This is a genomic window from Sphingomonas sp. GW821-FHT10C01 (assembly GCF_059415525.1).
The window spans coordinates 46590-70292 of record NZ_JBWKNK010000004.1 but is presented as its reverse complement, the minus strand read 5'-3'; the positions used below and the strand labels follow the sequence as shown (position 1 = coordinate 70292).

The following is a 23703-nucleotide window of genomic DNA, read 5'->3' as shown; positions in this document are numbered from 1 at the left end:
CACCCTCCGCATTTTTCCCGCTGGACGGATGCCATCGTCGTGACGACAAAGGCACATGGCCGATGGAGTCCCGTCAACGCCACGTCGCGCGCTCGGCTTCTGGCCGGCGTTGGCGCTGGTGGTGGGCAACATGATCGGATCGGGCATCTATCTGCTGCCCGCGACCCTCGCGCCGCTCGGAACCAACGCACTGATCGGCTGGGTCGCGACGATCGCCGGCGCGATGACGCTGGCCTTCGTGTTCGCACGGCTCGCGGCGAAGCTACCCTGCGCGGGCGGCCCCTATGCCTTTGCCGATGCGGCGTTCGGACCGGTGGTCGGCTTCGCCGTCGCCTGGAGCTACTGGATCCTGATCTGGGCGGGCAACGGCGCGCTGGCGATCGCGGTGGTGAGCGCACTCAGCGTGCCATTTCCGGGAATTGCGAGCGGGCTGCCAGCGTTTGCGACGGCGCTGCTGCTGATCTGGGTGCTGGTCGGGATCAACATCCGCGGCGTTGCGCTGGCGGGCCGTATTCAGCTCGTGACTGCGGTCACGAAGCTCGTCCCGCTCGTCGCGATCATCCTGCTCGCACTGTGGCTGCTGCTCGCGGACGGCCGGTCGGCGATCATCGTCAACCCCTCGGTGCCGATCAGCGCGGGCGCGATCTCCGCCGCCGTCGCGCTGACCTTCTGGGGATTCCTCGGCGTCGAATCGGCAACGGTTCCGGCCGATCGGGTCAAGGACGCGGCGCGGATCGTGCCGCTCGTGACGTTGCTCGGCACTGCGCTGACCGGGCTGGTCTATTTGCTGGTCGCCGGCGCGATCGGGCTGATGATGCCGGCGGACGTCACCGCCGCCTCCCCCGCTCCGCTCGCCGTCTTCCTCGGCCGCGCCTGGGGGACGGGCGCGCTGGAGATCGCGGCGATCTTCGCCGCGATCAGCGCACTCGGCGCGCTCAACGGCTTCATCCTGCTTCAGGGCGAGATGCCCTGGGCGATGGCACGCGGCGGAGTCTTCCCCGCCTGGTTCGGCAAGGAAAGTAGCCACGGCACACCGGCACGCGCGCATCTTGTGTCGGGAGTGCTGGTCACGATCGTGATGGCGCTCAACTATACCGGGCGCACCGGCACGTTGTTTGCGGATATCGCGACGATCAGCCTCGCCGCCGGGATGCTCGCCTATTTCGTCAGCGCGCTCGCCGCGCTCAAACTGCTCGCCGGCGACCGCGCGGCGATGCTGGCTGCAATCGTCGCGGGCCTGTTCGTGCTGTGGATGATCTACGGCCTCGGCCTGCGCGCAAATCTCTGGGGCCTCGGCCTGCTCGCGCTTGGCCTGCCCGTGTTCCTATGGGTGCGGCGCACGCGCTAGACCGGCAGGATCCGCCGCACGAACGAGCGATCCCGCAGGATCTCGTGCGCGGCATTGTGCCCCGGCGCGCCGGTGACGCCGCCGCCGGGATGCGTGCCAGCGCCGCACATATAGAGTCCCTTGATCGGCCCGCGATAGTCGCCATGCCCCAGCATCGGCCGCGACGCCCATAGCTGGTCGAGCGACATGTGCCCGTGCATGATGTCGCCGCCGATCAGCCCGAACTTGCGCTCCAAGTCGAGCGGTGAGTGGATCTGCACGCCGAGGATCGAGTTGCGGAAATTGGGCGCGTGTCGCGTGACCGTGTCGATGATGACGTCGGCCGCCTGCTCGCGCTCCGCGTCCCAGTTGCGGCCATCGGGCAGAACGGGCGCGAACTGCTGGCAGAACAGCGACGCGATGTGCATCCCCGGCGGGGCAAGGCTGTCGTCGACGCTGGTGGGAAGCTTCATCTCGACGATCGGCGCATCGGACCAGCCCTTCGCCTTCGCGTCGGTGAAGGCCTTGTCCATATAGTCGAGCGTCGGCGAGATGATGATGCCGGCGGTGTGATGCTCGGCCTTCTCCTTGCCCGGCAGCACGCTGAAGTCGGGGAGTTCGCTAAGCGCGACGTTCATCCGGAAGGTGCCCGATCCGGTCTTGTAGCCGTCCATTCGCCGGGCGAATTCGCCGGGCATGTCGCCGCGATCGACAAGCTGGCGATAGAGCAAAGCGGGGCCGACATTCGACGCGACGATCGGCGCGGCGATCTCCTCGCCGCTTTCCAGCCGCACACCGGCAACCTTGCCGCCATCGACCAGCACCTTGGCAACTGGTGCCTCCAGGCTGATCTCGACCCCGGCCTCTTCAGCGGCCTCGGCCATGTAGCGCGTGATCGCGCCCATGCCGCCGACGCTGTGACCCCACATGCCCTTCTTGCCGTTGATCTCGCCAAAGACGTGGTGGAGCAGGACATAGGCCGATCCCGGTGTATCCGGGCTGGCATAGTTGCCGACCACAGCGTCGAAGCCGAATGCGGCCTGGATATACGGGTTCTCGTACCAGCCGTTGAGGAAATCGCGCGCGGACTTGACGAACAGGTCCATCACGTCGCGCTGCGCCTCGACGCTCATGCGCGCGAGCCGCTTGCCCTGCACCGCCGCCGCGAGCAGCGCGCGCAGCCCGCCTCCGGCATTGGGCGGAGTCTTGAGCGCCAGGTCGCGCAGCACTTCGGCGACGCGCTCCAGAGCTTCCTCATAGCGCGGGAAGGTCTCGGCGTCCTTTTGCGAGAAGCGCGCGAACTCGGCCTGAGTGCGCGCCGTGCCGCCGCCAAGCTTGAGATAGCCGTCGTCATGCGGGAAGAAATTGCTGATCGTCCGCTCGACGATCCGCCAGCCACGTTCGTGCAGCTTCATGTCGGCGATCACCTTGGGCCGCAGCAGGCTGACGGTGTAGCTCGCGGTCGAGTTGCGGAAGCCGGGATGGAACTCCTCCGTCACCGCAGCCCCGCCGACGACATCGCGCCGTTCCAGCACCCGGACCTTCAGCCCCGCGCGGGCGAGATAGAAGGCGCAGACGAGGCCATTATGCCCGCCCCCGATGACGATCGCATCGTATCTCTTCATGCTTCCCCCCGATCTCAGAGCGTGTGTGGGCGGCGCGACCAGCCCGGCGCGGGCGCGCGATGCAGCCTCGCCTCGGGAATGAGCACGCGAAGCTTCGCGGCGAAGCTGCGCAGGCACACCTCGCTCGCGCCGATCGGCCCGGCGGTGTAGCTGCTCGATGCCATGCCCTGCTGCACCCGCTCGATCAGCCAGGTGTCCTCGGCATTGACCACGCGGTTGATCCGCCAATTGGCGTAGCGGGCCAGCTTCATCTCCCGCCTGTCATCCGGCAGCGCGAACGTCATCTCGCGCAGCACGCAGGTCGTGGGCGAGACCGGCAGCCACTGCATGAAGTCGATCTGGTCGGCATAGATGTCGAACGCCATGTTCGGCCACAGCTTATAATAAAGCCACAGCCGCTGGTTCGCCTCGGGCAAATGATCGACGCGCGGCAGGTGCCGCTGGTAAAAGGCTTCCCACGGATTGCCGGAAATACGGTCGACCAGATAGCCCGACATCTTGTCGACCCAGCCCGACGCCTCGATCGCATAGGATTTACCGAACAGCCGGGTCAGCCCGTCATGCGCGACCGGGATGTGGAGATTATCCGAATAATTGTCGCCGACATTCTTCCAGTTGACCGCGCGATGGCGCGTGCGGACGTCACCGATCCGGCGCATATCCTCGAACCGATACGGCGCGATCTCATGGTCGTAAGGCGACATCATCTCGGCGGGCGAAGGGCCACCATCATCTTCGAGCCGTACGAACACGAAACCGCGCCAGGTGGCGAGGTCCACGGGAGCAAGCCCGCTCGCTTCCATATCCAATGCCGGATAGTCCTGCCGCATCGGCACGCCCGACAGCCGCCCATCCAACTCATAGGCCCAGGCATGATAGGGACAGACCAGCTTCTTCGCGCAGCCCGCGTCGCCCTCGACGATTCGCATCGCGCGGTGGCGACAGACATTGTGGAAGGCGCGGATCGTTCCGTCACGTCCCCGCACCGCGACGACATTCTCGCCCAGATAGGAAAGCGTGCGCCAGTCGCCCGGCTCCGCAAGGTCGCTCTCGTGGCAGACGATCTGCCACGACGGGCGCAGGATGCGCGCGGTCTCGAGTTCGAGGAACTCGGGATCGGTATAAATCCAACCGGGCAGCGACCAGTCAGCGTCCGGATCGCGTCCTGGTTCGGGCAAAGGGGCAAGAGTTGCCATGACCGGCTCCGCAATTTGCTTGTTATACGATCGTATAATAAGCTCGCGCGATGAGCAAGCCTGGTTTCACCCGCGCCGAACCCGATGCGCGACGCCTGTCGCTGATCGAAGCGACCGCCCGCGTGCTGGCGCGTGACGGGGCGAGCGGCGCGTCGGTGCGGGCGATCACGGTGGAGGCCGGAGTTTCGCCGGGGCTGGTCGCGCATCATTTCGGCGGGGTCGATGCGTTGATCGCCGCGACCTATGCCCATGTTGGGGAGCAGGTGGCAGCCGCGCTCGACACGGCGGTGTCGGATGCGGGTGACGATCCCCGTGCCCGGCTTCTGGCCTATGTCGCGGCAAGCTTTGCGCCTCCGATTGCCGATCGCGCCCTGCTCGCGACCTGGACGGCATTCTGGGGACTGGTGATGGCTCGAGGCGAGATTGCCGCGCTCCATGACGCGCAATATGCGCATTATCGCGGCGAACTGGAGGCGCTGCTCGCTGCATGTGGGCTACCCCAAGCCGAGCGCCGCCGCGCGGCGATCGCGATTGCCGCGCTGGTCGATGGCCTGTGGCTCGAACTTTGCCTGTCCCCCGCCGTGCTTGACGCGAGCGAAGCGCGCATGATCGCGGAAGCGCAGATCGGCGCGTTGTTTGATGGGTGATGCGCGCCGAGCGGGTCAGGGGCTCCGGACATGGAGGCGTTCGACCGAACCGCATGCAGCGCCTGCCGATTGACGAGACGGACCTTCGGATAGCACCCAGGTCAACCCTTGGCGCGACCTTTCGACGCGTGTCGGCAGCTGGCGTGACCTAGGGGCTTACATACCCCATCGCGATCGCGGCGATCGCTCCGCTCGCGATCCCTAGGCCATAGGGGATTGGGCCTCGACGCTTGAGCGAAACCATACCTGAACGAAGCAGAGCGGGTTCGGGAATGATGCGGCGGAAGAAGATGAACAGCAATGCGATCGCCGCCCCCAGGATCGCGATTAATCCGATCAGCCATGCCGCGCCGCTGATGTCGAACCAAAGAGCGGTCGCGGCCAACAGCTTGACGTCACCCCCGCCCAGCCAGTGCGCGCCAAAGGCGAGAATTCCGAGCGTGAGTACGACAAGAAACACCGCGCCATTCTGCCAGATCGTCGCATCCGCGCCTTTGACGAGCGCATAGGCCGGGAACAGGAGGAAGATCGCCACCGGAATGGCATTGGAAATCCGGAGCTGATACACATCCTGTACCGCCGCCGACGCCAGCAGCAGCAGCAATGCGCCCAGCAGCATATTGGTGATCACGGCACCCCTCCCCCGGTATCGGCCAGCCCGGCCAGCAGCGCGCTCGGTTCGCTCGCATGATATGGGCTAACCTCGACGGCCTGCGCCAGCAACGCGCGCGCCAGCTCGGTCCGGCCGGCGCGCAACGCCCCCTTTGCGGCAAATGTCAGGCGCGTTGCCCAGGCACCGTCATCATCCTCGCCTTGCCGCCGCCGAGGCCTGTTTCCGCGTGCACCCTCCACCAAGTCGATGTTGTTGGCGATCCGCCGATCTCCCGGTGCGCTTCGCAATGCGGTGCGCAGGTCGTCCAGCGCATCGTCATAGCGCGCCTGCTCGATCCGGGCGAAGGCACGGTTGTTGAGCGTCACCGCATTGCCGGCGGATAGCCGTAGCGACAGCGCAAAGGCCTGTTCGCTCGCGTCCCAGCGCCGCATCCGCGCGCGGATCACGCCCAAAGTCTGCTCGCTCTGCCACGTCGCGCAGCGCGGCTCGGCATCCTGCAGTGCATCGAGCGCGCGAACATCCTCCATCCGCGCCGCCGCGACACCGAAGTCCCGGACATAGCCACACTGCTCGGGCTTCGCGACACGGAGCATCTCGAAGATGCGCAGCGCCTGTTCGGAAGCATCGGTTGCGAGCGCGAACTGCCCGCGGACATCCGCGACCGCCTCCGCCTCGTCTGAGCTGGAAGGTGCGGGCAGCCGTTCCAGCATCACCTCCGCCTGGATCAACCGCCCGGCACGAATCGCCGCGGCAATCACCGCCAGATCCCCATTTTCAGACGCCTTCACCGGTCCGCACAGGGCCAGCATCACCCCGGCCGCTGTCAGCGCCGCTGCTCCCCTCATGTCCCGCGCGCCCGCATCAGCGCAGGCACCGCGTCCGCGCCGATCAGGATCTGGACCCGGTCGGCCCGCGCATTCTCCTCGATCCGCACCGCAAAGGGCAGGTTTCGCGACAGGTGTTCGCCCAGATCGCGATTGCGCGGCGGAACGAGGATGCGGCTGCGCTTCAGCTTGAACGCGGCGTCTCCGGTCTCGGCCCCGGCGAACCCATGCCGGGTCAACAGCATCGCGGTTTGGCGCGCGACCCCATGCCGCCCGACGGCGTTGACGATGCGCAGCGGACGAAGGCCGGTCGGCGGCGCAGGGGCCGCCGGGGTCGATGTCACCGCCGATGGAGCCGCCTGACGCGGCATGGTCACCACCAATGTCGCGTGGTCGGATTGCCTGATCAGCCGGACATCGGGTTCCGTGGCGACTACCTCCACCGGCGCGGTCTCCACGCGCGGCGGCGGCGGCGAAGCCGACACCACCTCGGTATCGGGCAGCGCGATCCGCATATCCGCCATCAACCGCGCCGCATCGGCATCCCGCCGCTGCGCGCGAAGGAATGCCGAAAAATTCTGATAGATGCGCGGGTTGTGCGGCGCCAGCGCCAGCGCCTCTTGATAATAACGATCCGCCAGGTCCGCCCGGCCCAGCATTTCATACGCGATCGCCAGGCCCTCGCGCGCCGTGCTGCTTGCGGGGTCGACGCGCAGCACACGCCGATAGGCGGCGATCGCCAGCCCATATTGGCCGCGCTCGACCAGCACGTTGCCGGCCGCGATGCTGGTCTGCCCGACCGCGATATCCCCAACCGGCCGGATACCCGACAAGCTGCGCGACGCTCCGCATCCGTTGAGCAAGCCCAGCATGGTGACTGCAAGCAGCAACGGGCGAGCGGCGGCCATCCTCATCCTCCTCCACTCATCGCCGGGATCAGGTCGCGGACCACCCGGATCCCCGCGGGCAGCATCAACACCCCGATCATCACCGGCAGCATGCACGCGACCAGCGGGATCGACAGCAGCACGGGCAGCTTGTGCGCCTTTTCCTCCGCCATCAGGCGACGGCGCTCGCGCATCTCGGCGGCATAGACGCGCAAGGTCTTGCCGATGCTCGACCCCAGCCGATCGGACTGGATCACCAGTGTCACGAAGGACCGGATCTGATCGACCCGCGCGCGCTCACCCATCCGGTGCAACGCATCCTCCCGGCTGCGGCCGGCGCGCAGCTCGAGTACCACCCCGGCAAACAGCTTCGCCACCGGTGGGTGCGATTGCATCATCTCCCGCCCCACCCGGTCGAGCGCCGCCTCCAACCCCAACCCCGCCTCGACGCAGACGAGCATCAGGTCGAGCGCGTCGGGAAAGTCGCGAGTTAGCCGCTCGCGACGCCGATCCACCCGTGCCCGGATGAACAGACTCGGCAAGTATAGCCCAGCCAGCGCCAGTGCAGCGCCGATCCCATAGAGCTGAAACAACGATCCCGTCCGGCCGGTCAGCGTGGCGAACAGCACGAACAATGCGGGCAGCCCCAGCGTCGCGACCAGCCGCATCAGCGTGTAGATCCGCGGCGCCACGGGCGAAGCGAACCCGGCCTCGCCCAGCCGGTCCGACAGCGCGGCGCCGTTGGTGTCGGCGAGCGAAAGCCCGCTCCGCTCGATCGTGTTGATCAGCTTGTGCCAGGCACTCGATTGCTGCTCCCCACGCAGCGATCCGGCGCCCGGCGCAACGACGCTGCCGCGCGACATTGCCTGAAGCCGCGCCCGTACGCGCGACCGGTTGCGCACCAGCGTCGATGTCGCCAGCGCCAATCCCGATGCCAGCACGAACACCAGCACCAGAATGACGGTGCGGGACAGCTGCGGAGCGAATTCGGCGGTCATCGCATCATACCTTCAAATCCACCATGTGCCGGATCGTGAAGAAGCCGATGAAGTAGAGCACGATCAACGCCGCGAAGCCGGTCAGGAAGGCAGGATCGCCCGCCACATCGAGGTAGAAAGCCGGGTTGAGCAGGAACAGCACCGTGAACGCGAGCAGCGGCAGCACGGTCAGGATCGTCCCCGTCATCCGCCCTTCCGAACTCAGCGCCCGGACCATCATCGCCATGCTCGCGCGCTCGCGGATAACCTTCGACAGATTCTCGAGAATCTCGGCCAGATTGCCGCCCGTCTCGTTCTGGATCGCCAGCGACACCACGAACATCCGCATATCGTCCAGGTCGCAGCGCTCGGCCATGTTGTGCAGCGCGTCCCGCAGATCGGCGCCATAGGTTACCTCGTCCGCCGCCAGCCCAAACTCGCTGCCGATCGGATCGGACATCTCGCGCGTCAGCAGGTCGAGCGCGGCGGCGACCGGGTGGCCTGCCCGCAACCCGCGCACGAAGATGTCGAGCGCGACCGGGAACTGCTCCATGAGCTTCTTGTGCCGCCGATCGGCCTTGCGCGCGAAGGCCAGCAACGGCAACGCGACACCGACCACGCCGGCAAAGGTCGCGATCATCACGACGACGCCCAGCGTGATCGCCACGCCGGTCATGGCCGCGATGGCCAGCGCCACCAGGAGAATCCCGAACGCCGCCATGGCCATCCACGCCGCGATCTGGGCGGGCGAGAACGGCAACCCACTGGTGCGAAGCGTCTTCTCAAGCCTTTTGCCAGGTCCGCCCAGGATGCCGGGCAGATCGATCGCGCCCGCCAGCGAATCCCGGCGCAGCTTGGCAGCGATCATCGTCTGATCCGCCCCATGCGCAATCATGTCGAGCCGCTTGTTGACCGCGTGCCGCTTGTTCCGCGCACTGCGGATCGATTGCAGCGCCACGTCGACCGCAAACAGGGTCGCGCCGAAGATCAGCAACAGGATCAGGATCCGAAGGGTGGCATCGCTCATCTAGCGCAACCCCAGTTCGGGCCGGAATAGGCCGGCCGGAAGTTCGATACCGCGATCGCTCAGCTCCTGCATGAATTTGGGACGAATGCCCGTCGCTTCGAACTTGCCCTGTACGGTGCCATCGGCATCCCGACCGCTCATGCGGAAGCGGAAGATCTCCTGCATCGAGATCACATCGCTCTCCATCCCGGTTATTTCGGACACGCTCAGCAGCCGGCGCCCGCCATCGCCCAGCCGCCCGACCTGGATCACGACGTTGATCGCGGACGCGATCTGGGATCGCGACGAGCTGACCGGAATGTCGATCCCGCTCATCCCGATCATCTGCTCGATCCGCGACAGCGCGTCGCGCGGCGTGTTGGCGTGAACAGTGGTCATCGACCCGTCATGGCCAGTATTCATCGCCTGGAGCATGTCGAAGGCTTCGCCGGCGCGGACTTCGCCGACGATGATGCGGTCAGGGCGCATGCGCAGCGCGTTCTTGACCAGGTCGCGCTGGGTGACCTCCCCTGCCCCTTCGATATTCGCGGGGCGCGTCTCGAGCCGCACGACATGGCGCTGCTGCAACTGGAGCTCGGCCGAATCCTCGATCGTCACGATCCGTTCCGCCCCGTCGATATAGGCGGACATGGCGTTGAGCAGCGTCGTCTTGCCCGATCCGGTGCCACCCGAGATCAGCACGTTGCGGCGCGCCTCCACGATCGCGGCCAGAACCTGCGCAATATCCTCCGGAATACTGCCCAGTTCGGTCAGCCGCGCCATCGTGATCGGCGTCTTGGCGAATTTGCGGATCGACATCAGCGGGCCGTCGACGGCGAGCGGCGGCACCACCGCGTTGACGCGCGACCCGTCGGCCAACCGGGCATCGACATAGGGCGCGGATTCGTCGATTCGCCGACCGACCGCCGAAACGATCTTCTGGATGATGCGCAGCAGATGCCGGTCGTCCTTGAAGCGGACCGGGGTCTCCTCCAGCTTGCCGCCGCGTTCGACGAACACGGTCCGCGGGCCGTTGATCAGGATATCGGTGATCGTTGGATCCTTGAGCAGCGGCTCGATCGGCCCCAGCCCCAGCAATTCGTCCAGCACGTCGCTCACCAGCTGCCGTCGCTCGTTGAGGTTGAGCGCATGCTTCTGGAGCGCCAGCTGATCCTGGACGATGTCGCCGATCTCCGACCGGATCAGCTCGGGCGTCATCGTCTCGAGCGCGGAAAGGTTAATCTGGTCCAGAAGCCGCTGGTGCAGCTCGACCTTCAACTCGGTCCAGCGCGCGGCGTCGGCGGTCTTGCTCTCGGTCTCGATCACCGGGGCGGTGGAGCGATCCGCGACGCGGGTGTTGTTCTTGATCTGCCACATCGCCTCAACTCCGCCCCAGCAACTCGTCCAGACCGTCCATCATCGCCTCCATGTCGCGGACGATCCGGCTCTTGCTTTTGATGTCGGTGACCAGAATTCCCTCGTTCAGCGCCGCGATCATCAGCGGGAAGTCGTTGCTCACCGTGAACGCCACGGGCCGCCGCAGCACGCGCTCGGCATCGCCCAGGTCGATCGACCGGAACAGCTTCTTCTCGATCCGGTTGACGACGATCCGGATCGTCTCGGGCGCGATGCCCAGTCGTTCTAGCAACGCGAGCTGGCGCTGCGCCTTGGACAGGCTGGCGATGGTCAGATCGACCACGAACAGGATCGTACTCGCCCGCGCCAGCTGCGACAGCGACCAGTTGGTCCAGTCGCTCGGCAAGTCGAGGAACACCGTGTCGTAGCTGGTTCGCGCCAGCTCGACGAGGGTGCAGACCTGATCGATATCGATCGATTCGAGCGGCAGGATATCGATCGGCGCGGCGAAGACGGCGAGGCCGGTGGCATGTTTCGCCGGAACCGAGCGCAGCACCGCCAGGTCGAGCCGCGATCCGGCGTCGAGCAGGTCGCCTACGGTCAGGCTCGCCTCCAGCCCCAGATAGCTCGCGACATTGCCGTTCTGCAGGTCGAGGTCGAACAACGCGGCCTCGCGCCCCGCCTTCCCCTCACGCGAGGCATAGAGCGCGGCCAGTTGAGTCACCACCGCTGTCGCGCCGACGCCGCCCACGCTCTTGATGACGGTGACGAGCTTGCCGGGCGCGGGATCATTCTGCCCCATCTGCTCGCCGAGCCGTTCGATCACGGCTTCCAGCTCGCTGCGCACCAGTGGCAGCGAAACGACGTCGCTCGCGCCCACGCGGAGCAGCGCGCGCACCGTGGCGAGCGACGTATCGCGCGCCGCCGCGACGACGATCAGCCGCGGATGCCGCTCGCGAAGCCGTTCAAGCCGCCGGATCGATCCGGGGTCGTTCGCGCATACTTCGACCACGATGGTCTGCGCACGCGCGGCGATGTCGTTGGGGATTTCGACATTCGGTTCGAGCGCGGTCAGATCGATGACGAAGTCGTTGCGCCGGCTCGGCCCCATCTCGCTCGCGCCGATCTCCGCCTGGGACAGGACCAGCTCAACCGCAACCGCGCTGCTGCGTACCCGCCAGCCGCCTGGCCCCCATTCACTCACGCCACGAACTTCCACATCGTCACTCCTAATTCGCCACGTTGCCGTTCCCGTCTTCGAGCGTAAGCGAAGCACTGAACGCGGGCAGGCTGATGCTGTTGGTCTTGAAGAAGCTCATCAGTACCGGCCGGAAACTGACATTGCGCAGCCGGACGACCACCAGCGGCGCGACGTCCGCGCCATTGGGATCGCCGGCATAGCCAAGCCCGGAATATTCGTAGCGGATCTCGACATTCGCGGCGGTCAGTCGCGGAAAGATCAGCCGCATCCGCGCCGCAACCTTGTTGAACGCGGCAAGGTTGGCGGTGCCGAGCCAGGGGCAGGAGCCGCCGATGCAGCTGCAGTTCACCGCGGTCGCATTGTTCCCCGTCACCGCGGTCGAGACGCAGCTCGCCCCCGCGAAACTCGCCTGCGGCACCGTTTCGCCCTGCAACAGTCCACCGCTGACGGTGAAGCTGTACGCCGCGAGGCCGCCCGGCACGATATCGGTGACCACGGCATAGCGCGCGCCGGTCTGCGTTGCCTTCTCCGCGCGATTGCACTCCCACAGGAAGCGCGCGAGATCGACGGTGCCGAGCAGAAAGACGATCAGCAGCGGCAGCACGATCGCGAACTCCACCGCGCTCGCCCCGCCGCGATCGGCCAGAAGGCGGCGGGCGATCATACGCCCATCACCGGCACTTCGGACGCGGCGGTCAGGTTGATCGTCGCCGTGGTGATGCCGAAGTGCTTGAACAGCGACGTGTACGGCACCACCGCCGACACCTTCACCACCGGCACGCCATTCGCCGCGCCCTTGTAGATCCCCGAATAGGTGCCAGAGCTGTCGCAGCGCACGCTCAGCGTCACGCTGGTGGGGTCGGTCCAGCCGACCAGTCGCGCCGTCCCGCCGCTGATCGTGCCGGTCCGCGTGATCGCGCGGGTCTTGGTCACGACATCGGTTGAGGCCGATGCGCAGCTATATTCGGCAAAGCCCCGGCGTGAGGCATAGCGCGCGCCGTCGCGCACCGCCTTCACCACGGCATGTTCCGACATGAAGTAGTTGCCGAGATCGACCAGCCCGAACATCAGGATCAGGATCACCGGCGTTACCAGCGCCATCTCGACCCCCACCGACCCCGACCGGCAGCGCCAGAGCATCCGGCCCGTCATTGCAGCAGATACGGCACGTCGCGCCGCACCACCTGAGCCTGATTGACGCCATTCGCCCCGGCCAGCGTCTCGCCGATCACCTCGACATAGACCTCCTTCGAATCCGTATAGGACACGTTGCCGCTCTTCCGGGTGAAGGCCGGTTCGACCAGGAACACGTCGAGCCATTTGGCGACGGGCACATTGGTCGATTTGCCGTGGAGCGACAGCGCCCGGCAGTTCAGTACCGCGAGCGAGATGCGCCGGCGGTCGCCCTCGATGCCCGGGGTCAGACCGCTACGGCCCGTGGCGGGGTGTCCGAACCCGGTCGGCTGGGACCCATTGCCATTACCGTTTCCATTCCCGTTGCCATTCCCATTGCCGCCACCCAGCCCCTGGGCGACCGAAATGCCATAGGATTGCCCGCCCACCGTGATCGCGGTGTGCGCCATCTCCCATTTATAGACGTCGTAGCGCGTCGCGCTGGCCGACAGGCCGGTCGCGCCGGTCCAGGCGCCCGAACCGCTGAGCTTGTAGTTTACCCGGAAATAGGCATCGCGATCCCAGCTGCCGGTGCCCATCGTGCCGCACTGCGCCGACGACGCGACCGCATGGCACAGGTCGCGCGGAAAGCCGATGATGTCGGGATCCGCGCTGCCATTGGACGGCAGCGCCGCCGCGCTGGTCGGGCGATAGGGCCGGCTGGACTCGCTCCAATTGTCGTTCGAACAGCTCGCCCCGTTGTTCGACGTGCAGACCAGATCCTTGCGGCTGTTGCTCGACGGCGAACAGGTGCCGCCATCCTGCGACGGACAGGTCTGGTTGCCGTTGGAGAACACGTCGAAGCGCGTGTTGAGCGCCGACAGCACCGACGCGCTCATCCCGGTCTTGGTCGTCACGCCGGTGATCGGCGAGCAATTGCCCGGTGGCTTGTTGTAGCCCAGCGCCTCGGCAAGCGAACTCGCGCCATTGCCGGCGTTGGATTCGAGCCAGCCGAAATTGCCCGGTGCGTCGGCATTGCCGGTGATCAGCTTCATCCCGACCCCGGTGGCGGGGCTGAATCCCAACAGCTCGTCGGCATTGTTGAGCGGTTCGGACGGGTTGCACACCATCACCGGCGGCACGTTGCAGATCGCGGTGCCGACGCCGGCGGCGGCAGATGCGCTGACCGCGCCGGAATTGAGAATCTGCACCACCGGTGTCAGCGCGTAGCGTGCCGTGCGCGCGCCGACGGTGACCTGAACGAAATGCGAGTCCGCGTCACCCGTCGCCGCCGTCCGCGCGGTATCGTCGAACGTCGAGTAGAAGGCGATCGTCGGCACCGTCACGGTCCGGTCGACCCCATCATTGGCGAACAGCGCGCGGTTGGCGATCAGGCTGCGCGCGGCGGATGTCGCGCGGGTCTGCGCGCCCGTCAGCCCGTCGAGCTGCGACGCGGCGGCGAGCGCCGCCTGGTCGGCCGCGCTCTGCAGCTCGGTATCCATGCCCGCGAGCCGCGCATAGTCGAACGCCAGGCCAGCGGCACCGACCAACCCGAACAGCGCGATCGCGACGATCGGGGCGACCGCGCCGCCCTCGTTCCACAGCAGATCGCGGGGCGCTCGCATCGCCGCCTCCTATTTCGGTAGCCCGCCCGAACCGCTGGCGGTGCCGGTGGTGGTGATCGCGACGGGCTTCTTCACCTCGCCCTTTCGATAGCGCTCGGCGGCGGCGGCGGCGCGCGCGCCCGATGTCATGATCGGCGCATCATCGTCCGCGACCGGGCCGGGGTCGATGACATGCAGCGCCTGATTGGTGCGGATCGAATCCCCCAGCCCGGTATCGACCGGCGTACACGCCGCCAGCGTCAGCAGCGGAATCAGCGCGAGACGGAGGATGGGTTGCCTGGCCATCGTCACTTCCTCATCTCATAGCCGGAGGGGGCGTCGTCGGGCAGCGCGCGGGCGGGCGGTTTGGCCCGCTTCTTCGCCTCCGGCGGCGGCGCATAGGGATCGAGCGGATTGATCCCAACCGCGCGGTCCGTACGCCCGAACCCGAACAGATCGCCCTCGCTCGGCGGGAGCACGCGGTCGGTCGGCATCGCCAGCTTCTCCGCGCTCACCGGCTTCACCAGTCGCGGCGTCACGATGATGACCAGCTCGGTCTCTTGCTTCTGGAAACCACTCGAGCGGAACAGCGCGCCAATGATCGGGATCGATCCCAGCACCGGGAACTGGCGCACCGTATCCTGGAAATCCTTGCGCAGCAGTCCGGCGATCGCGAACGACTGGCCGTCGCGCAGTTCCAGCGTGGTCTTGGCCCGGCGCGTCTGCAGGCCAGGCACGGTCAGGCCGTTGATCGTCACCGATGCCGATGGATCGATCGAGCTGACCTCGGGCGCGACCTCCAGGTTGATGACGCCGTCGTCCAGCACCGTCGGGGTGAACGCCAGGCTCACGCCGAATGGCTTGAACTCGACCGTGATGGTCGATCCGCCATTGCCGGTGCCGGTGGCCGAACTTTGCGCGACGGGCACGGGGAATTCTCCACCCGCCAGGAACGAAGCGGACTCACCCGACAGCGCGATCAGCGTCGGCTCCGCCAGCGTGGTGACCACGCCCTTGCGTTCGAGCGCGTCGAGCGCGGTGACGATGTTGAGCGATCCGATGCTGTAACGCGCGGCGCCGACGCCGAAGGATTCCAGGATGCCGGGCAGGTTGACGACGGGCCGTCCCGCCTGATCGGTCAGGATCGCGGTCTGCGGCGCGGTGCTGCCGGTGCCGCCACGGACCCCGCCCGAGAAGAAGGCGTTGTTGAACCCGAACTGCTTCGCCGCGGTGCGGTTCATCTCTGAAAAGCGGACTTCCAGCATCACCTGCTGCGCCGCGCCGACGCTCAGCAGATTGACCACCTTGTCGCCCGCAAAGGTCGCCGCGATCTGCTTGGCACGGTCGGCGGCGGGGCCGGACGAAACGGTGCCGGACAGCACCACCGAATCCCCCGACGCACGCACCGCGATCTGCTCGTCGGGCATCAGCTCGGACAATTGACGGCGCAGCGACACGACATCGCTGCCCACCGAAATATCCATCACCGCGATCAGCATGTTGTTGCGGTCGTAGATGGTCAGGCTGGTCGTGCCCTGCTTCTTGCCCAGCACATAGACCGATCTGGTGGTGAGCGGGACGACGTCGGCGATCTCCGGATTGCCGATCAGCACCTTGGTGAAGGGGCGGTCCGCGACGACCACCTGGCTCTTGTTGACCGGCACCACCACCTCGCCGGCCGTCATGCCCGGTGCGGTGGCGATACCCGGCGCGGAAGCGACGCTCTGCGCCGCCGCCGGCAGCGCGATCAGCGCCAACGGTACCGCGCCGAGCATGGCTGCGAACCCCATGCGGGTCTTGCGATCAGAGTCCAGCATAGCGCCTTACCTCATAGCTCTTGTCCTGGGTGCCTCGAACGACCTGGACCTGGTCGCTCGCCGGTTCGGCCGCGGCGCGCGGCCGCGTCGGGCGCGTGCTGCGCGCTCGCGCGGGGGCCGGGCCGGACGGACGAAAGGCTGCGGGCTGCGGCCGGTTGTACCCGCCGACATATGCACCATCGCGCAAATCGTCGACGTTCACGGTCTCGACCACGGGATTGGGTTCGCCCGTCATGGTCCGCAGCACCAGGCTCAGCGACCCGACCTGTTGGGCGAGCGCGAGCTTCTGGGAGTCGAGCTGCGACACTTCGAGCGTCGCGGTCTTGCCGATCACCGGCTTGTCGGTGCTGTCATTGGCGTCCTGGTCGATCGCGATCACGCGCACCTTCTGCAGCAATACGTCGGTGATCTGGCCGGTGTTACCGGTCAGGTCGGTGGGCGTGCGGGTGATCAGCACATCGACCACGTCACCGGGAAGGACGAAGCCCGCGACACCCGCCACCTCGTTCACGCGCACCGCGGCGGCGCGCATATCAGGCTTGAGTACAGCGGAAATCGTCGCTCGGCCGCCCTCACCGGCCAGTTTCGGACGCAGGATCGCCTCGTCGGTCAGAATCGGGCGCAGCGCGACACGGGGCTTGCCCATCGGCAGCAGCTGCTCGATCGAATGGAAGGCGCCGGCAGGAACCGAGTCCGCAGGCCAGTCGATCAGGCGGACCTTGTCCGCGGTGATCTGGGTCCCGAAATCGATCGGCACACGTGCCACGGCGACTTTTCGGGTTCCCTGAACGCTGTGCGTTTGTGCCTGCTCGACCCGGCCCAAATAAGTATTCGCAAGAAATACTGCTGCCAGTCCTACAATAATCGCAATCGCCAGCATGATGATCGACTGATTACGCATATGCCCCCTGCGCCTCCTTCACGGGAGGGGGCCGTCGGGGCGACGGCCCCCAGGGGGGTGCATCAGCAGACGCCGTTAACGCTGTTCTTGATGCAGTTCGAAGCCTCGTTCATGGCCTTGCTCACGGAGTCACCGAGTTGCCAGGCCGCGAGTGCGATGCCGGTGCCGACAATCGCAAGGATGAGTGCATATTCAGCGGCGGAGGCGCCGCTCTCGTCGTTCCACAAAGCCTTGATCATGGTCATCTCACGTCTCCTCAGCGGACCCGTGCTCAGCGGGCCAGGGGCCGCTCCACCTTCATCAATCCGGTTAGTGGCGACGTCCTCCCTCTCCATCATCGAAGCGTCGCTACACCCCGCACAATCGATTAGGAGCCTCGTCTAGAGGCAAGTCAATAACTATTAATTCACCTTATATTTCAATCCATTATGGGAGTTTTACGTTAACCATATTATGGAAAATTATTATATTTCAATAACTTATGTTATAGTGACATTTACCCCCTTTATTATCGGATATCTGTTTTTCACGGTAAAAATGTGTACCCATTCAACACAGGGCCGCCCAATTTATAACTAAGGATATACAGCTTTACTGTATCGTTCAGTCACTTCACTATCGCAACTTGCAACCTCAGTACTTTGAAGCATGTCTTGAACACGACTCAAACCGACTCGGACGAGGAGAAACTGGTTTGAATGTTAAGAATAAGACCTATTCTCAAGTAGCGCCGGGCGATCTCTTCCTCGTCATCGTCGCCACCTTCGCCGCCTTTGCTTTCGCGCTCGTCATGTCATCCGCGCTGGCCGACGGCGATACCGGCTGGCACATCGGCGCGGGCCGGTGGATCCTTGAACATCGGCAAGTCCCGCGCACCGACCCCTTCTCCTTTAGCGCCACGGGCCGCCCCTGGATGGCGCACGAATGGTTGAGCGAGGTCGCGATGGCCGCGGCCTGGTACGCGGCGGGGTGGCGCGGCATCATGCTGCTGTTCGGGACCGCAGCGGCGGCACTCTATGCGATGCTCGCGCTGCATCTGCGCAAATGGATGACGCCAGGCGCCGCCGCTCTGACCCTGCTCTACGTCTCTGCCGCCCTACTCCCCACCTATCTCGCTCGCCCGCACATGCTCGCGCTGCCGCTGCTTGCGGGGTGGATGCTGCTGATGATCCGCGCGCGGGAGCGGGATCGCGTGCCGTCACTGTGGCTGGGGCTGCTGATGCTGGTCTGGGTCAATGCCCATGCCAGCTTCATCGTCGGCATCGCCATCGCCGGAGCCTTCGGGCTCGAGGCGTTGACCGACGCGCAGCGCGAGCGCCGCTGGACGGTCGCGCGCGACTGGTTGGTGTTCGGCGCCGTCCTGCTGATCGCGGGGCTATGCAATCCGGCGGGGTTCCACGCCTATGAATATCCTGTCTATGTCAGCCGGCTCGAACTGCTGACCTATATCAGCGAGTGGAATCCCGCGTCGTTCGGCGAGATTTCGATCTTCGAGATCGTCCTGCTCTCCACCCTCTTCTTCCTGCTCGTCCGGCCGGCGCGGGTGCCGGTGATCCGCCTGCTGATGCTGCTTGGCTTCCTGCACCTCGCATTGGAGCATATCCGCCAGCTCGCGGTGCTGGCCGTCGTCACCCCAATTCTACTCGCTGCGCCACTCGGTCGCGCCTGGGCAAGCAGCGCCCCTCGGCCCCGCCCGGCATTGCTGCCGGCAATCCGCGCCGCACAGTCGGAGTGGCGCCCGTTGCTGGCCACCGCCCTGCTGTTGTTCGTCGGAGCGATCGCCGTGCGGCTGGCGGTCCCGTTCGATCGTCCGGACAGCCGCGGCGTTCCCCAGGCGGCGCTTCGGGCGCTGCCGCCCGATCTGCGCGTCCAACCGGTTTTCAACGAGTACAGCTTTGGCGGCCTGCTGGTGCTGGAGGGAATCCGGCCATTCATCGACGGCCGGTCGGACATGTATGGCGACGCCTTCACCACCGACTATTTCGAGATGTCGCGCGGTGACATCGCGCGCTGGCGCCGTGCCGATACGCGCTGGCGGTTCGCCTGGACCATCCTGCCGCCCGACAATCCGTTGGTGGCGCAGCTCGACAAGGAACCGGGCTGGCGGCGGATTCATGCCGATAAATGGGCGGTGATCCATGTCGCCGATGCCCGGCGCTCACCTGAGTTCAGGCCGGCACCCGGCAGCGATAGGTCAGGTTCACCCGCTTCGACAGGATCAGATAGGGGAGCCAGATCGCCACGCTGATCAGGACCTTCTTGAGGTTGCCTTCAAGCAATCCGCCCAGCGGCGTCGCGACTGCGGGAGGCAGGTCGGTCAGCGCGCCCATGACGCGCGCGATCCCGACCTGCATCGCGATATCGACGATCCACGCAGCGACCAGGAAACGCGGGAAGCTCGGTACATGGCGAAGCGCCAGCGCCGCGGCGAATGCGTACATGCTGGTCATCACCACCACGTCGAGCAGCATCCACTGGCGGAGCAACAGGAACCACCCCGGGGCGTCGGCGGGCAAGGCGGGGATCGCGGTCAGGAACTCGAACGCGCGCAGCGGGATGTTGAGAAGGATCCCTAGCACCAGCGAAGCCATGAAGCCGGTGGCGCCGAACAACGGCAACGATCGTGCGGTGACCGGATCGACATCGCGCCACCGCCCGATCCGGCTGAGCCGGAACGTGGGTTGGGGTTGCAGCATATCCTTGCGGAACCAGCGCAGTCCAAGGAACATCATCACCATCGGCGCCGCGACGAGCAGCGAATAGGAGAGCAGGTTGGGAACGAACACGCCCGCCATATCCCCGCTCAACGACATACGCAGGGCGCTCGCCAGCGCTGCCGCGGCCGCCCAAAGCAGCGCGAGCGCGGGCAGATCCACCTCCAGCCGGCAAATCAACGCCGCGCTTCGCGCGGTCAGGCGATGGCGCAAGTCCTGCTTCATGCGCGGTACCGGCTCGGCTCCATATGCGATCCCGCCACCGATCTAGACGAACGATCTTCCAGGATGGTTAACTCCCCTTCGCCGGGGAATGCATTGGGGGCCGAATTCATGAAGCCGGATCTAGTTCCCGAAGGACCCAAAACAAGCGACGCCACCGCAACCATGGGGACCAATGGCCTTCACCGCGCGGCAAGCCGCGTCCGGCGCGCGTTCGATCGTGCGTTCGACGGCGCCGACGGGGGGCGCGGGGTCGTGGTAGCCGCTCGGTTGCTACTGGTCTTCATCGCGATTCCGCTGTCCTGGGGCATCGCGATCGAGCCGGCTTCCTGGCATGAGGCCACGCAAACGATCCTGCTCGCTTATGGCGCCATCGCGCTTGGCTTCCTCATCGCGCACATCTTCCTGTGGCTGGTCGATTTCCAGGTGCGCAAGCTCGCCGCGCCGATCGACCTCTTCATGTGCAGCGCGATGCTGGTGCTCGCCGTCGCCGCGCCCGCGCTCTACCTTCCATTCATCTGGTTCACCCTGGCGGCGGCACCATCGCGCAAGGGATTGCTGATCCGCCTGCTGCTGCTCGATCTGGTGATCCTGCTCGCCGAGCCTGCCGCGATCTATGCCGGCTGGTCGCCGGTGGCGCCGCGCGCGGTCTGGCTCCAGTTCGGACTGGTCAACCTCACCGCGATCCTATTGCTGGGCTGGCGCGCGACGGTGATGCGCGACGACGAGGCGGCGGTCGAACAGGAAATCTGGTCGGAAGCCGGTGACGACCCGCGCCTGTTGTCGCTCGATCTGCTCGCCGCCGAACTTACCCGGCATGTCGGCGCGCCGCAGGTCCTGTTCGTGTGGCGGACGACAGATCGTGGACGGCTCCACGTCGCGCTGGCCGAGAATGATCGCCTCACCCGGGTCGATAGCGACAGCACCATGATCGTGCCCCCGGCATGGGACGAGCAGGCCTTTCTGTTCGATCCCGGCGGCCGCGTCGCACTGCTGCGCGACTGGCGCGGCAAGGTACGCAGATCGAGCGGCCATATGCCTTCCCTTCCCCCCGCCCTAGCCCTCGCCGGCCAACCGATGTGCGGCGTCCCGATCCAGGCGGGCGAGATGCAGGGGCATGCGATCCTGCTCGGCGTGGGCCGACCGACCGGCACGCTGCTCGAGACCGCCGCGCGCGCGGGTGAGGCGATGAACGCGGCGCTTGCCCGCCATCAGGTGCTCGCCCGCTGGTTCGAACATGCGCAAACCTCGGCCCGGATCGCGATGAGCCGCGACCTTCACGATGGGATCACCCAGACGCTCGCCGGGCTACGACTCAACCTTTCAGCCCTGCGCAACCGGCTCGACGGCGACCGTGCCGCGATAGACGCCGATCTGGGCGAGATCGTCGCGGTCATCGCCGCCGAACAGACCAACTTGCGTGCCCTGATGGTCGATCGCCCGCATGTGAAGAACGACCGGGTCGACCTCGTCACGCTGATCTCCCGCCGGCTCGAACTGCTCGGGCGCCATTGGCAGATCGACTGCCGGCTCGATCCCAAGAGCGAGACCAGCCTTCCCGTTTCCACCAGCCTGTCGATGGAGCTTGAGCTGCTGATCCGCGAGGCGATCTCCAATGCGGTCCGCTATGCCGGTGCTGGGCAGTTCACCGTCCGGCTGGCGACCGATAGCGAGCAGTTGTTCGTCAGCATAAAGTCCGACGGACAACCGCCGGACCCATCACGACAGGTGGATGAAGACGGCGCAGAGCGCATCGCCTCGCGCTCGCTGGAGCGGCGGATCGTGATGCTCGGCGGCACCGCTTATGAGGAGGCGATCAGCGCGGGCACGCTGCTCGCGATCCGTCTTCCGGTCGAGGCGCATGACGAACCCGCGAATCCGGATGCGAAGTGACGCCGAATTCGGACGGCGGGTCAGGTTCGTTGCACAACACCGCAAAAGTTTTTTCGGGCATCGCAAAGGCCGCCGCATGAACTTCGCCCGCTAAGCCGTTGGGCGATCAGGTCGGATGCGCAAATCGCCGAAGCCAGCCGATCCCAGAGGTAAATCCGGCCTTTACCAGTTGGGGAAACCAATCCGCTAAGCCATGCCCGCTATTGTCGGACCGCAATCAATTCGGAGTCCATTCATGGTTCGGGCAATCAAATCGGGCGCGCTCGTCGCGGCGGCCCTCAGCAGCTTCGCCGCGGTCAGCGCCTCGGCCGGCGACCCCGCGTTCGACGTCGGTTCGAGCCGCTACACGCTGGGCATCACCGGCTTCGTGCCGGTCGTCTGCCGCGCCAGCGTCGACGCGACGTCGGTCCCGACGACCGCCGGCGAAGTCTCGCTCGGCACGCTCAGCGAATTCTGCAACAGCCCCAATGGCTATGCGATCTACGCCGATCACTCGGCCGCGCTTGCTGGAGGCAGCATCGTTGTCGGCGGGCAGAAGATCCAGCTGTCGGAAACCGGCTCGACCCGCATTCGCATGTCGGACCATGCCGCGATCCAGAACAACGGCGTTTCGCTGGAAGTGCCCGAAGGGGTGACGTCGGCGCAGATCGCGTTCCGGATCGTCCCGCTCTAAACAGCCTGCGCTAAAAGGGGTTGCCCTGCCCTCTGGGAGAGAGTCAGAGGACAGGGCAATTCTGTTGGATACCGGACGGCGTGCTCGCCACCAGCGGTGTCACCGTGACCACCAGCACTTCGCCATATTGCGGCGACACGGCCTTGCCCTGTCCGCCCTCGAGCAAGGTCGCGGTGATCGGCAAGATGCCGGTCGCCGCATCGGTGCCGGCGCGTTGACAGGTCACGGTGGTGAAGGTCGGGCTGGTATTGTTCTTGGTCTGGCCGAGGAAGCGGACGCTGTAGCGCAGCGTCTGGTTCGCGTTGGACAGGGTGCCACCCGGATAGGTCAGCCGATAGGCATTGGGTGAGCTGAGACCGACCGAGAACGGGCCGGAACTCGCCACCCGCACATAGTTGGTGTTCGGCGTGGTATAGGTGGCGGGCGCCCCCAGCACCTGAGCCGTCGTCTTGTCGCCGACCTCTCCGAAGTCGAGCGCGGTGCCGACATAGCTCGCCTGAAGGCCGCTCAGCACCGTTACCGAAACGACGATCGCATTGGGATGGGTGCCGGTGTCGGTGATCGGCCCGCCATTGCCCGTCGCCCGGCAGCTATAGACGATGTCGAACGGCAGCGTGCCGCCCGCGATCAGATTGAGGTTGGCGGGCAGCGTCAGCCCGAAGTTGAGCGTGAACGTGTCCGACGCCGCGTTGTTGCCCGAAAAGGCCCAGCGGAATACGCCGGGTGCCGGGGTCTGCGCGTTGATGTTCAGGATCGGCGGCGACTGGTTGGTGCCGAAGAAGATATTCTGGTTGTACCCGGTGCCACCGCTCCCCGTGCTCGCCGCGATCATCGGGGTCAACGTCGCGCCATTCTGCGCCGATGTCGCGCCCTTGGCGTAGAATTCGATGTTCGACGTCTTCTCGCCGCCTGTCCCGTTGACGCGGGACAGCGTCACGCCGGTGATCGTGACGCCGAAGGCGGTCGGGCTGAACGGATCATATTGCAGGGTGGCGACGCCGCCCGACACCGTGGTCAGGCCGCAGGCGCCTCCCGCCATCGCCTCGCTTCCGGTGAACATCCCGGCCAGCGCGCAGAGGAACAGTCCGAGTTTGCCAAATCGCATGG

General features: G+C 66.0%; 23 protein-coding genes. 5 read left to right on the top strand and 18 right to left on the bottom strand.

Annotation, left to right across the window (positions count from 1 at the left end):
- The first annotated feature begins 55 nt into the window (after positions 1 to 55).
- Positions 56 to 1348, top strand: a complete 1293-nt coding sequence (locus tag AC07M1_RS16035; RefSeq protein WP_495163630.1) for an amino acid permease — start codon at positions 56 to 58, stop codon at positions 1346 to 1348.
- Here AC07M1_RS16035 and AC07M1_RS16030 read toward each other — a convergent pair.
- Both AC07M1_RS16030 and AC07M1_RS16025 read right to left on the bottom strand, forming a co-directional pair.
- Positions 1345 to 2952 carry a phytoene desaturase family protein gene (locus tag AC07M1_RS16030; RefSeq protein WP_495163629.1) on the bottom strand — a complete coding sequence of 536 codons (1608 nt, stop codon included), beginning with the start codon at positions 2950 to 2952 and terminating at the stop codon, positions 1345 to 1347. The genes AC07M1_RS16035 and AC07M1_RS16030 overlap by 4 nt on opposite strands.
- Positions 2953 to 2966: 14 nt before the next feature.
- Positions 2967 to 4148 (bottom strand): aromatic ring-hydroxylating oxygenase subunit alpha, encoded by a 1182-nt coding sequence (locus tag AC07M1_RS16025; RefSeq protein ID WP_495163628.1) that lies wholly within the window; start codon positions 4146 to 4148, stop codon positions 2967 to 2969.
- Positions 4149 to 4198: 50 nt separating this feature from the next.
- Between AC07M1_RS16025 and AC07M1_RS16020 the strand changes: the two genes are divergently transcribed.
- Positions 4199 to 4795, top strand: coding sequence for a TetR family transcriptional regulator C-terminal domain-containing protein (locus AC07M1_RS16020; RefSeq protein ID WP_495163627.1), 597 nt, complete (start codon positions 4199 to 4201; stop codon positions 4793 to 4795).
- 148 nt (positions 4796 to 4943) lie between these two features.
- Here the strand turns inward: AC07M1_RS16020 and AC07M1_RS16015 are convergent, their stop codons facing one another.
- The 14 genes from AC07M1_RS16015 to AC07M1_RS15950 all read right to left on the bottom strand — a co-directional run bounded on the left by AC07M1_RS16015 (position 4944) and on the right by AC07M1_RS15950 (position 17339).
- On the bottom strand, positions 4944 to 5426 hold the full coding sequence (locus AC07M1_RS16015) for an A24 family peptidase (RefSeq protein ID WP_495163626.1): 483 nt from the start codon (positions 5424 to 5426) through the stop codon (positions 4944 to 4946).
- The gene (locus AC07M1_RS16010; protein ID WP_495163625.1) at positions 5423 to 6253 is read right to left on the bottom strand and encodes a hypothetical protein; all 831 of its coding nucleotides are present in this window, start codon (positions 6251 to 6253) and stop codon (positions 5423 to 5425) included. The genes AC07M1_RS16015 and AC07M1_RS16010 overlap by 4 nt, the downstream gene beginning before the upstream one ends.
- The gene (locus tag AC07M1_RS16005; RefSeq protein ID WP_495163624.1) at positions 6250 to 7140 is read right to left on the bottom strand and encodes a LytR C-terminal domain-containing protein; all 891 of its coding nucleotides are present in this window, start codon (positions 7138 to 7140) and stop codon (positions 6250 to 6252) included. Before AC07M1_RS16005 ends, AC07M1_RS16010 begins: the two co-directional genes overlap by 4 nt.
- 2 nt (positions 7141 to 7142) lie before the next feature.
- Positions 7143 to 8117, bottom strand: a complete 975-nt coding sequence (locus AC07M1_RS16000) for a type II secretion system F family protein (RefSeq protein ID WP_495163623.1) — start codon at positions 8115 to 8117, stop codon at positions 7143 to 7145.
- Between the two features lie 4 nt (positions 8118 to 8121).
- Positions 8122 to 9123: a type II secretion system F family protein gene (locus AC07M1_RS15995; protein ID WP_495163622.1), complete on the bottom strand. Its 1002-nt coding sequence runs from the start codon at positions 9121 to 9123 to the stop codon at positions 8122 to 8124.
- Positions 9124 to 10479 carry a TadA family conjugal transfer-associated ATPase gene (locus tag AC07M1_RS15990; protein ID WP_495163621.1) on the bottom strand — a complete coding sequence of 452 codons (1356 nt, stop codon included), beginning with the start codon at positions 10477 to 10479 and terminating at the stop codon, positions 9124 to 9126.
- A 4-nt stretch (positions 10480 to 10483) separates the two neighbouring features.
- The gene (locus tag AC07M1_RS15985) at positions 10484 to 11677 is read right to left on the bottom strand and encodes a CpaE/TadZ family protein (protein ID WP_495163620.1); all 1194 of its coding nucleotides are present in this window, start codon (positions 11675 to 11677) and stop codon (positions 10484 to 10486) included.
- Positions 11678 to 11687: 10 nt separating this feature from the next.
- Complete coding sequence (locus AC07M1_RS15980) at positions 11688 to 12323, bottom strand: TadE/TadG family type IV pilus assembly protein (protein WP_495163619.1); 636 nt, start codon at positions 12321 to 12323, stop codon at positions 11688 to 11690.
- On the bottom strand, positions 12320 to 12811 hold the full coding sequence (locus tag AC07M1_RS15975; protein WP_495163618.1) for a TadE/TadG family type IV pilus assembly protein: 492 nt from the start codon (positions 12809 to 12811) through the stop codon (positions 12320 to 12322). The genes AC07M1_RS15980 and AC07M1_RS15975 overlap by 4 nt, the downstream gene beginning before the upstream one ends.
- Positions 12808 to 14397, bottom strand: a complete 1590-nt coding sequence (locus tag AC07M1_RS15970) for a pilus assembly protein TadG-related protein (protein ID WP_495163617.1) — start codon at positions 14395 to 14397, stop codon at positions 12808 to 12810. The genes AC07M1_RS15975 and AC07M1_RS15970 overlap by 4 nt, the downstream gene beginning before the upstream one ends.
- A gap of 9 nt (positions 14398 to 14406) precedes the next feature.
- Positions 14407 to 14682: a hypothetical protein gene (locus AC07M1_RS15965; RefSeq protein WP_495163616.1), complete on the bottom strand. Its 276-nt coding sequence runs from the start codon at positions 14680 to 14682 to the stop codon at positions 14407 to 14409.
- 2 nt (positions 14683 to 14684) lie between these two features.
- Entirely contained in the window at positions 14685 to 16193 is a 1509-nt protein-coding gene (locus AC07M1_RS15960; protein WP_495163615.1) for a type II and III secretion system protein family protein, read from the bottom strand.
- On the bottom strand, positions 16180 to 17073 hold the full coding sequence (gene cpaB / locus AC07M1_RS15955; RefSeq protein ID WP_495163895.1) for a Flp pilus assembly protein CpaB: 894 nt from the start codon (positions 17071 to 17073) through the stop codon (positions 16180 to 16182). Before cpaB ends, AC07M1_RS15960 begins: the two co-directional genes overlap by 14 nt.
- An 83-nt stretch (positions 17074 to 17156) precedes the next feature.
- Positions 17157 to 17339 (bottom strand): Flp family type IVb pilin, encoded by a 183-nt coding sequence (locus AC07M1_RS15950; RefSeq protein WP_447725221.1) that lies wholly within the window; start codon positions 17337 to 17339, stop codon positions 17157 to 17159.
- A gap of 449 nt (positions 17340 to 17788) precedes the next feature.
- On the opposite strand from AC07M1_RS15950, the gene AC07M1_RS15945 reads away from it, so the two are divergent.
- Positions 17789 to 19342, top strand: coding sequence for a hypothetical protein (locus AC07M1_RS15945; protein WP_495163614.1), 1554 nt, complete (start codon positions 17789 to 17791; stop codon positions 19340 to 19342).
- Here AC07M1_RS15945 and AC07M1_RS15940 read toward each other — a convergent pair.
- Positions 19263 to 20033: a DUF2569 domain-containing protein gene (locus AC07M1_RS15940; protein WP_495163613.1), complete on the bottom strand. Its 771-nt coding sequence runs from the start codon at positions 20031 to 20033 to the stop codon at positions 19263 to 19265. The two genes, AC07M1_RS15945 and AC07M1_RS15940, sit on opposite strands and share 80 nt — an antisense overlap.
- Before the next feature lie 162 nt (positions 20034 to 20195).
- Between AC07M1_RS15940 and AC07M1_RS15935 the strand changes: the two genes are divergently transcribed.
- Both AC07M1_RS15935 and AC07M1_RS15930 read left to right on the top strand, forming a co-directional pair.
- Complete coding sequence (locus tag AC07M1_RS15935) at positions 20196 to 21923, top strand: sensor histidine kinase (RefSeq protein WP_495163612.1); 1728 nt, start codon at positions 20196 to 20198, stop codon at positions 21921 to 21923.
- Between the two features lie 235 nt (positions 21924 to 22158).
- Positions 22159 to 22596: a hypothetical protein gene (locus tag AC07M1_RS15930; RefSeq protein ID WP_495163611.1), complete on the top strand. Its 438-nt coding sequence runs from the start codon at positions 22159 to 22161 to the stop codon at positions 22594 to 22596.
- A gap of 43 nt (positions 22597 to 22639) precedes the next feature.
- Here the strand turns inward: AC07M1_RS15930 and AC07M1_RS15925 are convergent, their stop codons facing one another.
- Positions 22640 to 23701 (bottom strand): hypothetical protein, encoded by a 1062-nt coding sequence (locus tag AC07M1_RS15925; protein WP_495163610.1) that lies wholly within the window; start codon positions 23699 to 23701, stop codon positions 22640 to 22642.
- Between the last annotated feature and the right edge of the window lie 2 nt (positions 23702 to 23703).

Coding starts and splice junctions, on each gene's coding strand:
- AC07M1_RS16035 (WP_495163630.1), top strand. CDS start 56: ATGGCCGATGGAGTCCCGTCAACGCCACGTCGCGCGCTCGGCTTCTGG.
- AC07M1_RS16030 (WP_495163629.1), bottom strand. CDS start 2,952: ATGAAGAGATACGATGCGATCGTCATCGGGGGCGGGCATAATGGCCTC.
- AC07M1_RS16025 (WP_495163628.1), bottom strand. CDS start 4,148: ATGGCAACTCTTGCCCCTTTGCCCGAACCAGGACGCGATCCGGACGCT.
- AC07M1_RS16020 (WP_495163627.1), top strand. CDS start 4,199: ATGAGCAAGCCTGGTTTCACCCGCGCCGAACCCGATGCGCGACGCCTG.
- AC07M1_RS16010 (WP_495163625.1), bottom strand. CDS start 6,253: ATGAGGGGAGCAGCGGCGCTGACAGCGGCCGGGGTGATGCTGGCCCTG.
- AC07M1_RS16005 (WP_495163624.1), bottom strand. CDS start 7,140: ATGGCCGCCGCTCGCCCGTTGCTGCTTGCAGTCACCATGCTGGGCTTG.
- AC07M1_RS16000 (WP_495163623.1), bottom strand. CDS start 8,117: ATGACCGCCGAATTCGCTCCGCAGCTGTCCCGCACCGTCATTCTGGTG.
- AC07M1_RS15995 (WP_495163622.1), bottom strand. CDS start 9,123: ATGAGCGATGCCACCCTTCGGATCCTGATCCTGTTGCTGATCTTCGGC.
- AC07M1_RS15990 (WP_495163621.1), bottom strand. CDS start 10,479: ATGTGGCAGATCAAGAACAACACCCGCGTCGCGGATCGCTCCACCGCC.
- AC07M1_RS15980 (WP_495163619.1), bottom strand. CDS start 12,323: ATGATCGCCCGCCGCCTTCTGGCCGATCGCGGCGGGGCGAGCGCGGTG.
- AC07M1_RS15975 (WP_495163618.1), bottom strand. CDS start 12,811: ATGACGGGCCGGATGCTCTGGCGCTGCCGGTCGGGGTCGGTGGGGGTC.
- AC07M1_RS15970 (WP_495163617.1), bottom strand. CDS start 14,397: ATGCGAGCGCCCCGCGATCTGCTGTGGAACGAGGGCGGCGCGGTCGCC.
- AC07M1_RS15965 (WP_495163616.1), bottom strand. CDS start 14,682: ATGGCCAGGCAACCCATCCTCCGTCTCGCGCTGATTCCGCTGCTGACG.
- AC07M1_RS15960 (WP_495163615.1), bottom strand. CDS start 16,193: ATGCTGGACTCTGATCGCAAGACCCGCATGGGGTTCGCAGCCATGCTC.
- cpaB (WP_495163895.1), bottom strand. CDS start 17,073: ATGCTGGCGATTGCGATTATTGTAGGACTGGCAGCAGTATTTCTTGCG.
- AC07M1_RS15950 (WP_447725221.1), bottom strand. CDS start 17,339: ATGACCATGATCAAGGCTTTGTGGAACGACGAGAGCGGCGCCTCCGCC.
- AC07M1_RS15940 (WP_495163613.1), bottom strand. CDS start 20,033: ATGAAGCAGGACTTGCGCCATCGCCTGACCGCGCGAAGCGCGGCGTTG.
- AC07M1_RS15935 (WP_495163612.1), top strand. CDS start 20,196: ATGGGGACCAATGGCCTTCACCGCGCGGCAAGCCGCGTCCGGCGCGCG.
- AC07M1_RS15930 (WP_495163611.1), top strand. CDS start 22,159: ATGGTTCGGGCAATCAAATCGGGCGCGCTCGTCGCGGCGGCCCTCAGC.
- AC07M1_RS15925 (WP_495163610.1), bottom strand. CDS start 23,701: ATGCGATTTGGCAAACTCGGACTGTTCCTCTGCGCGCTGGCCGGGATG.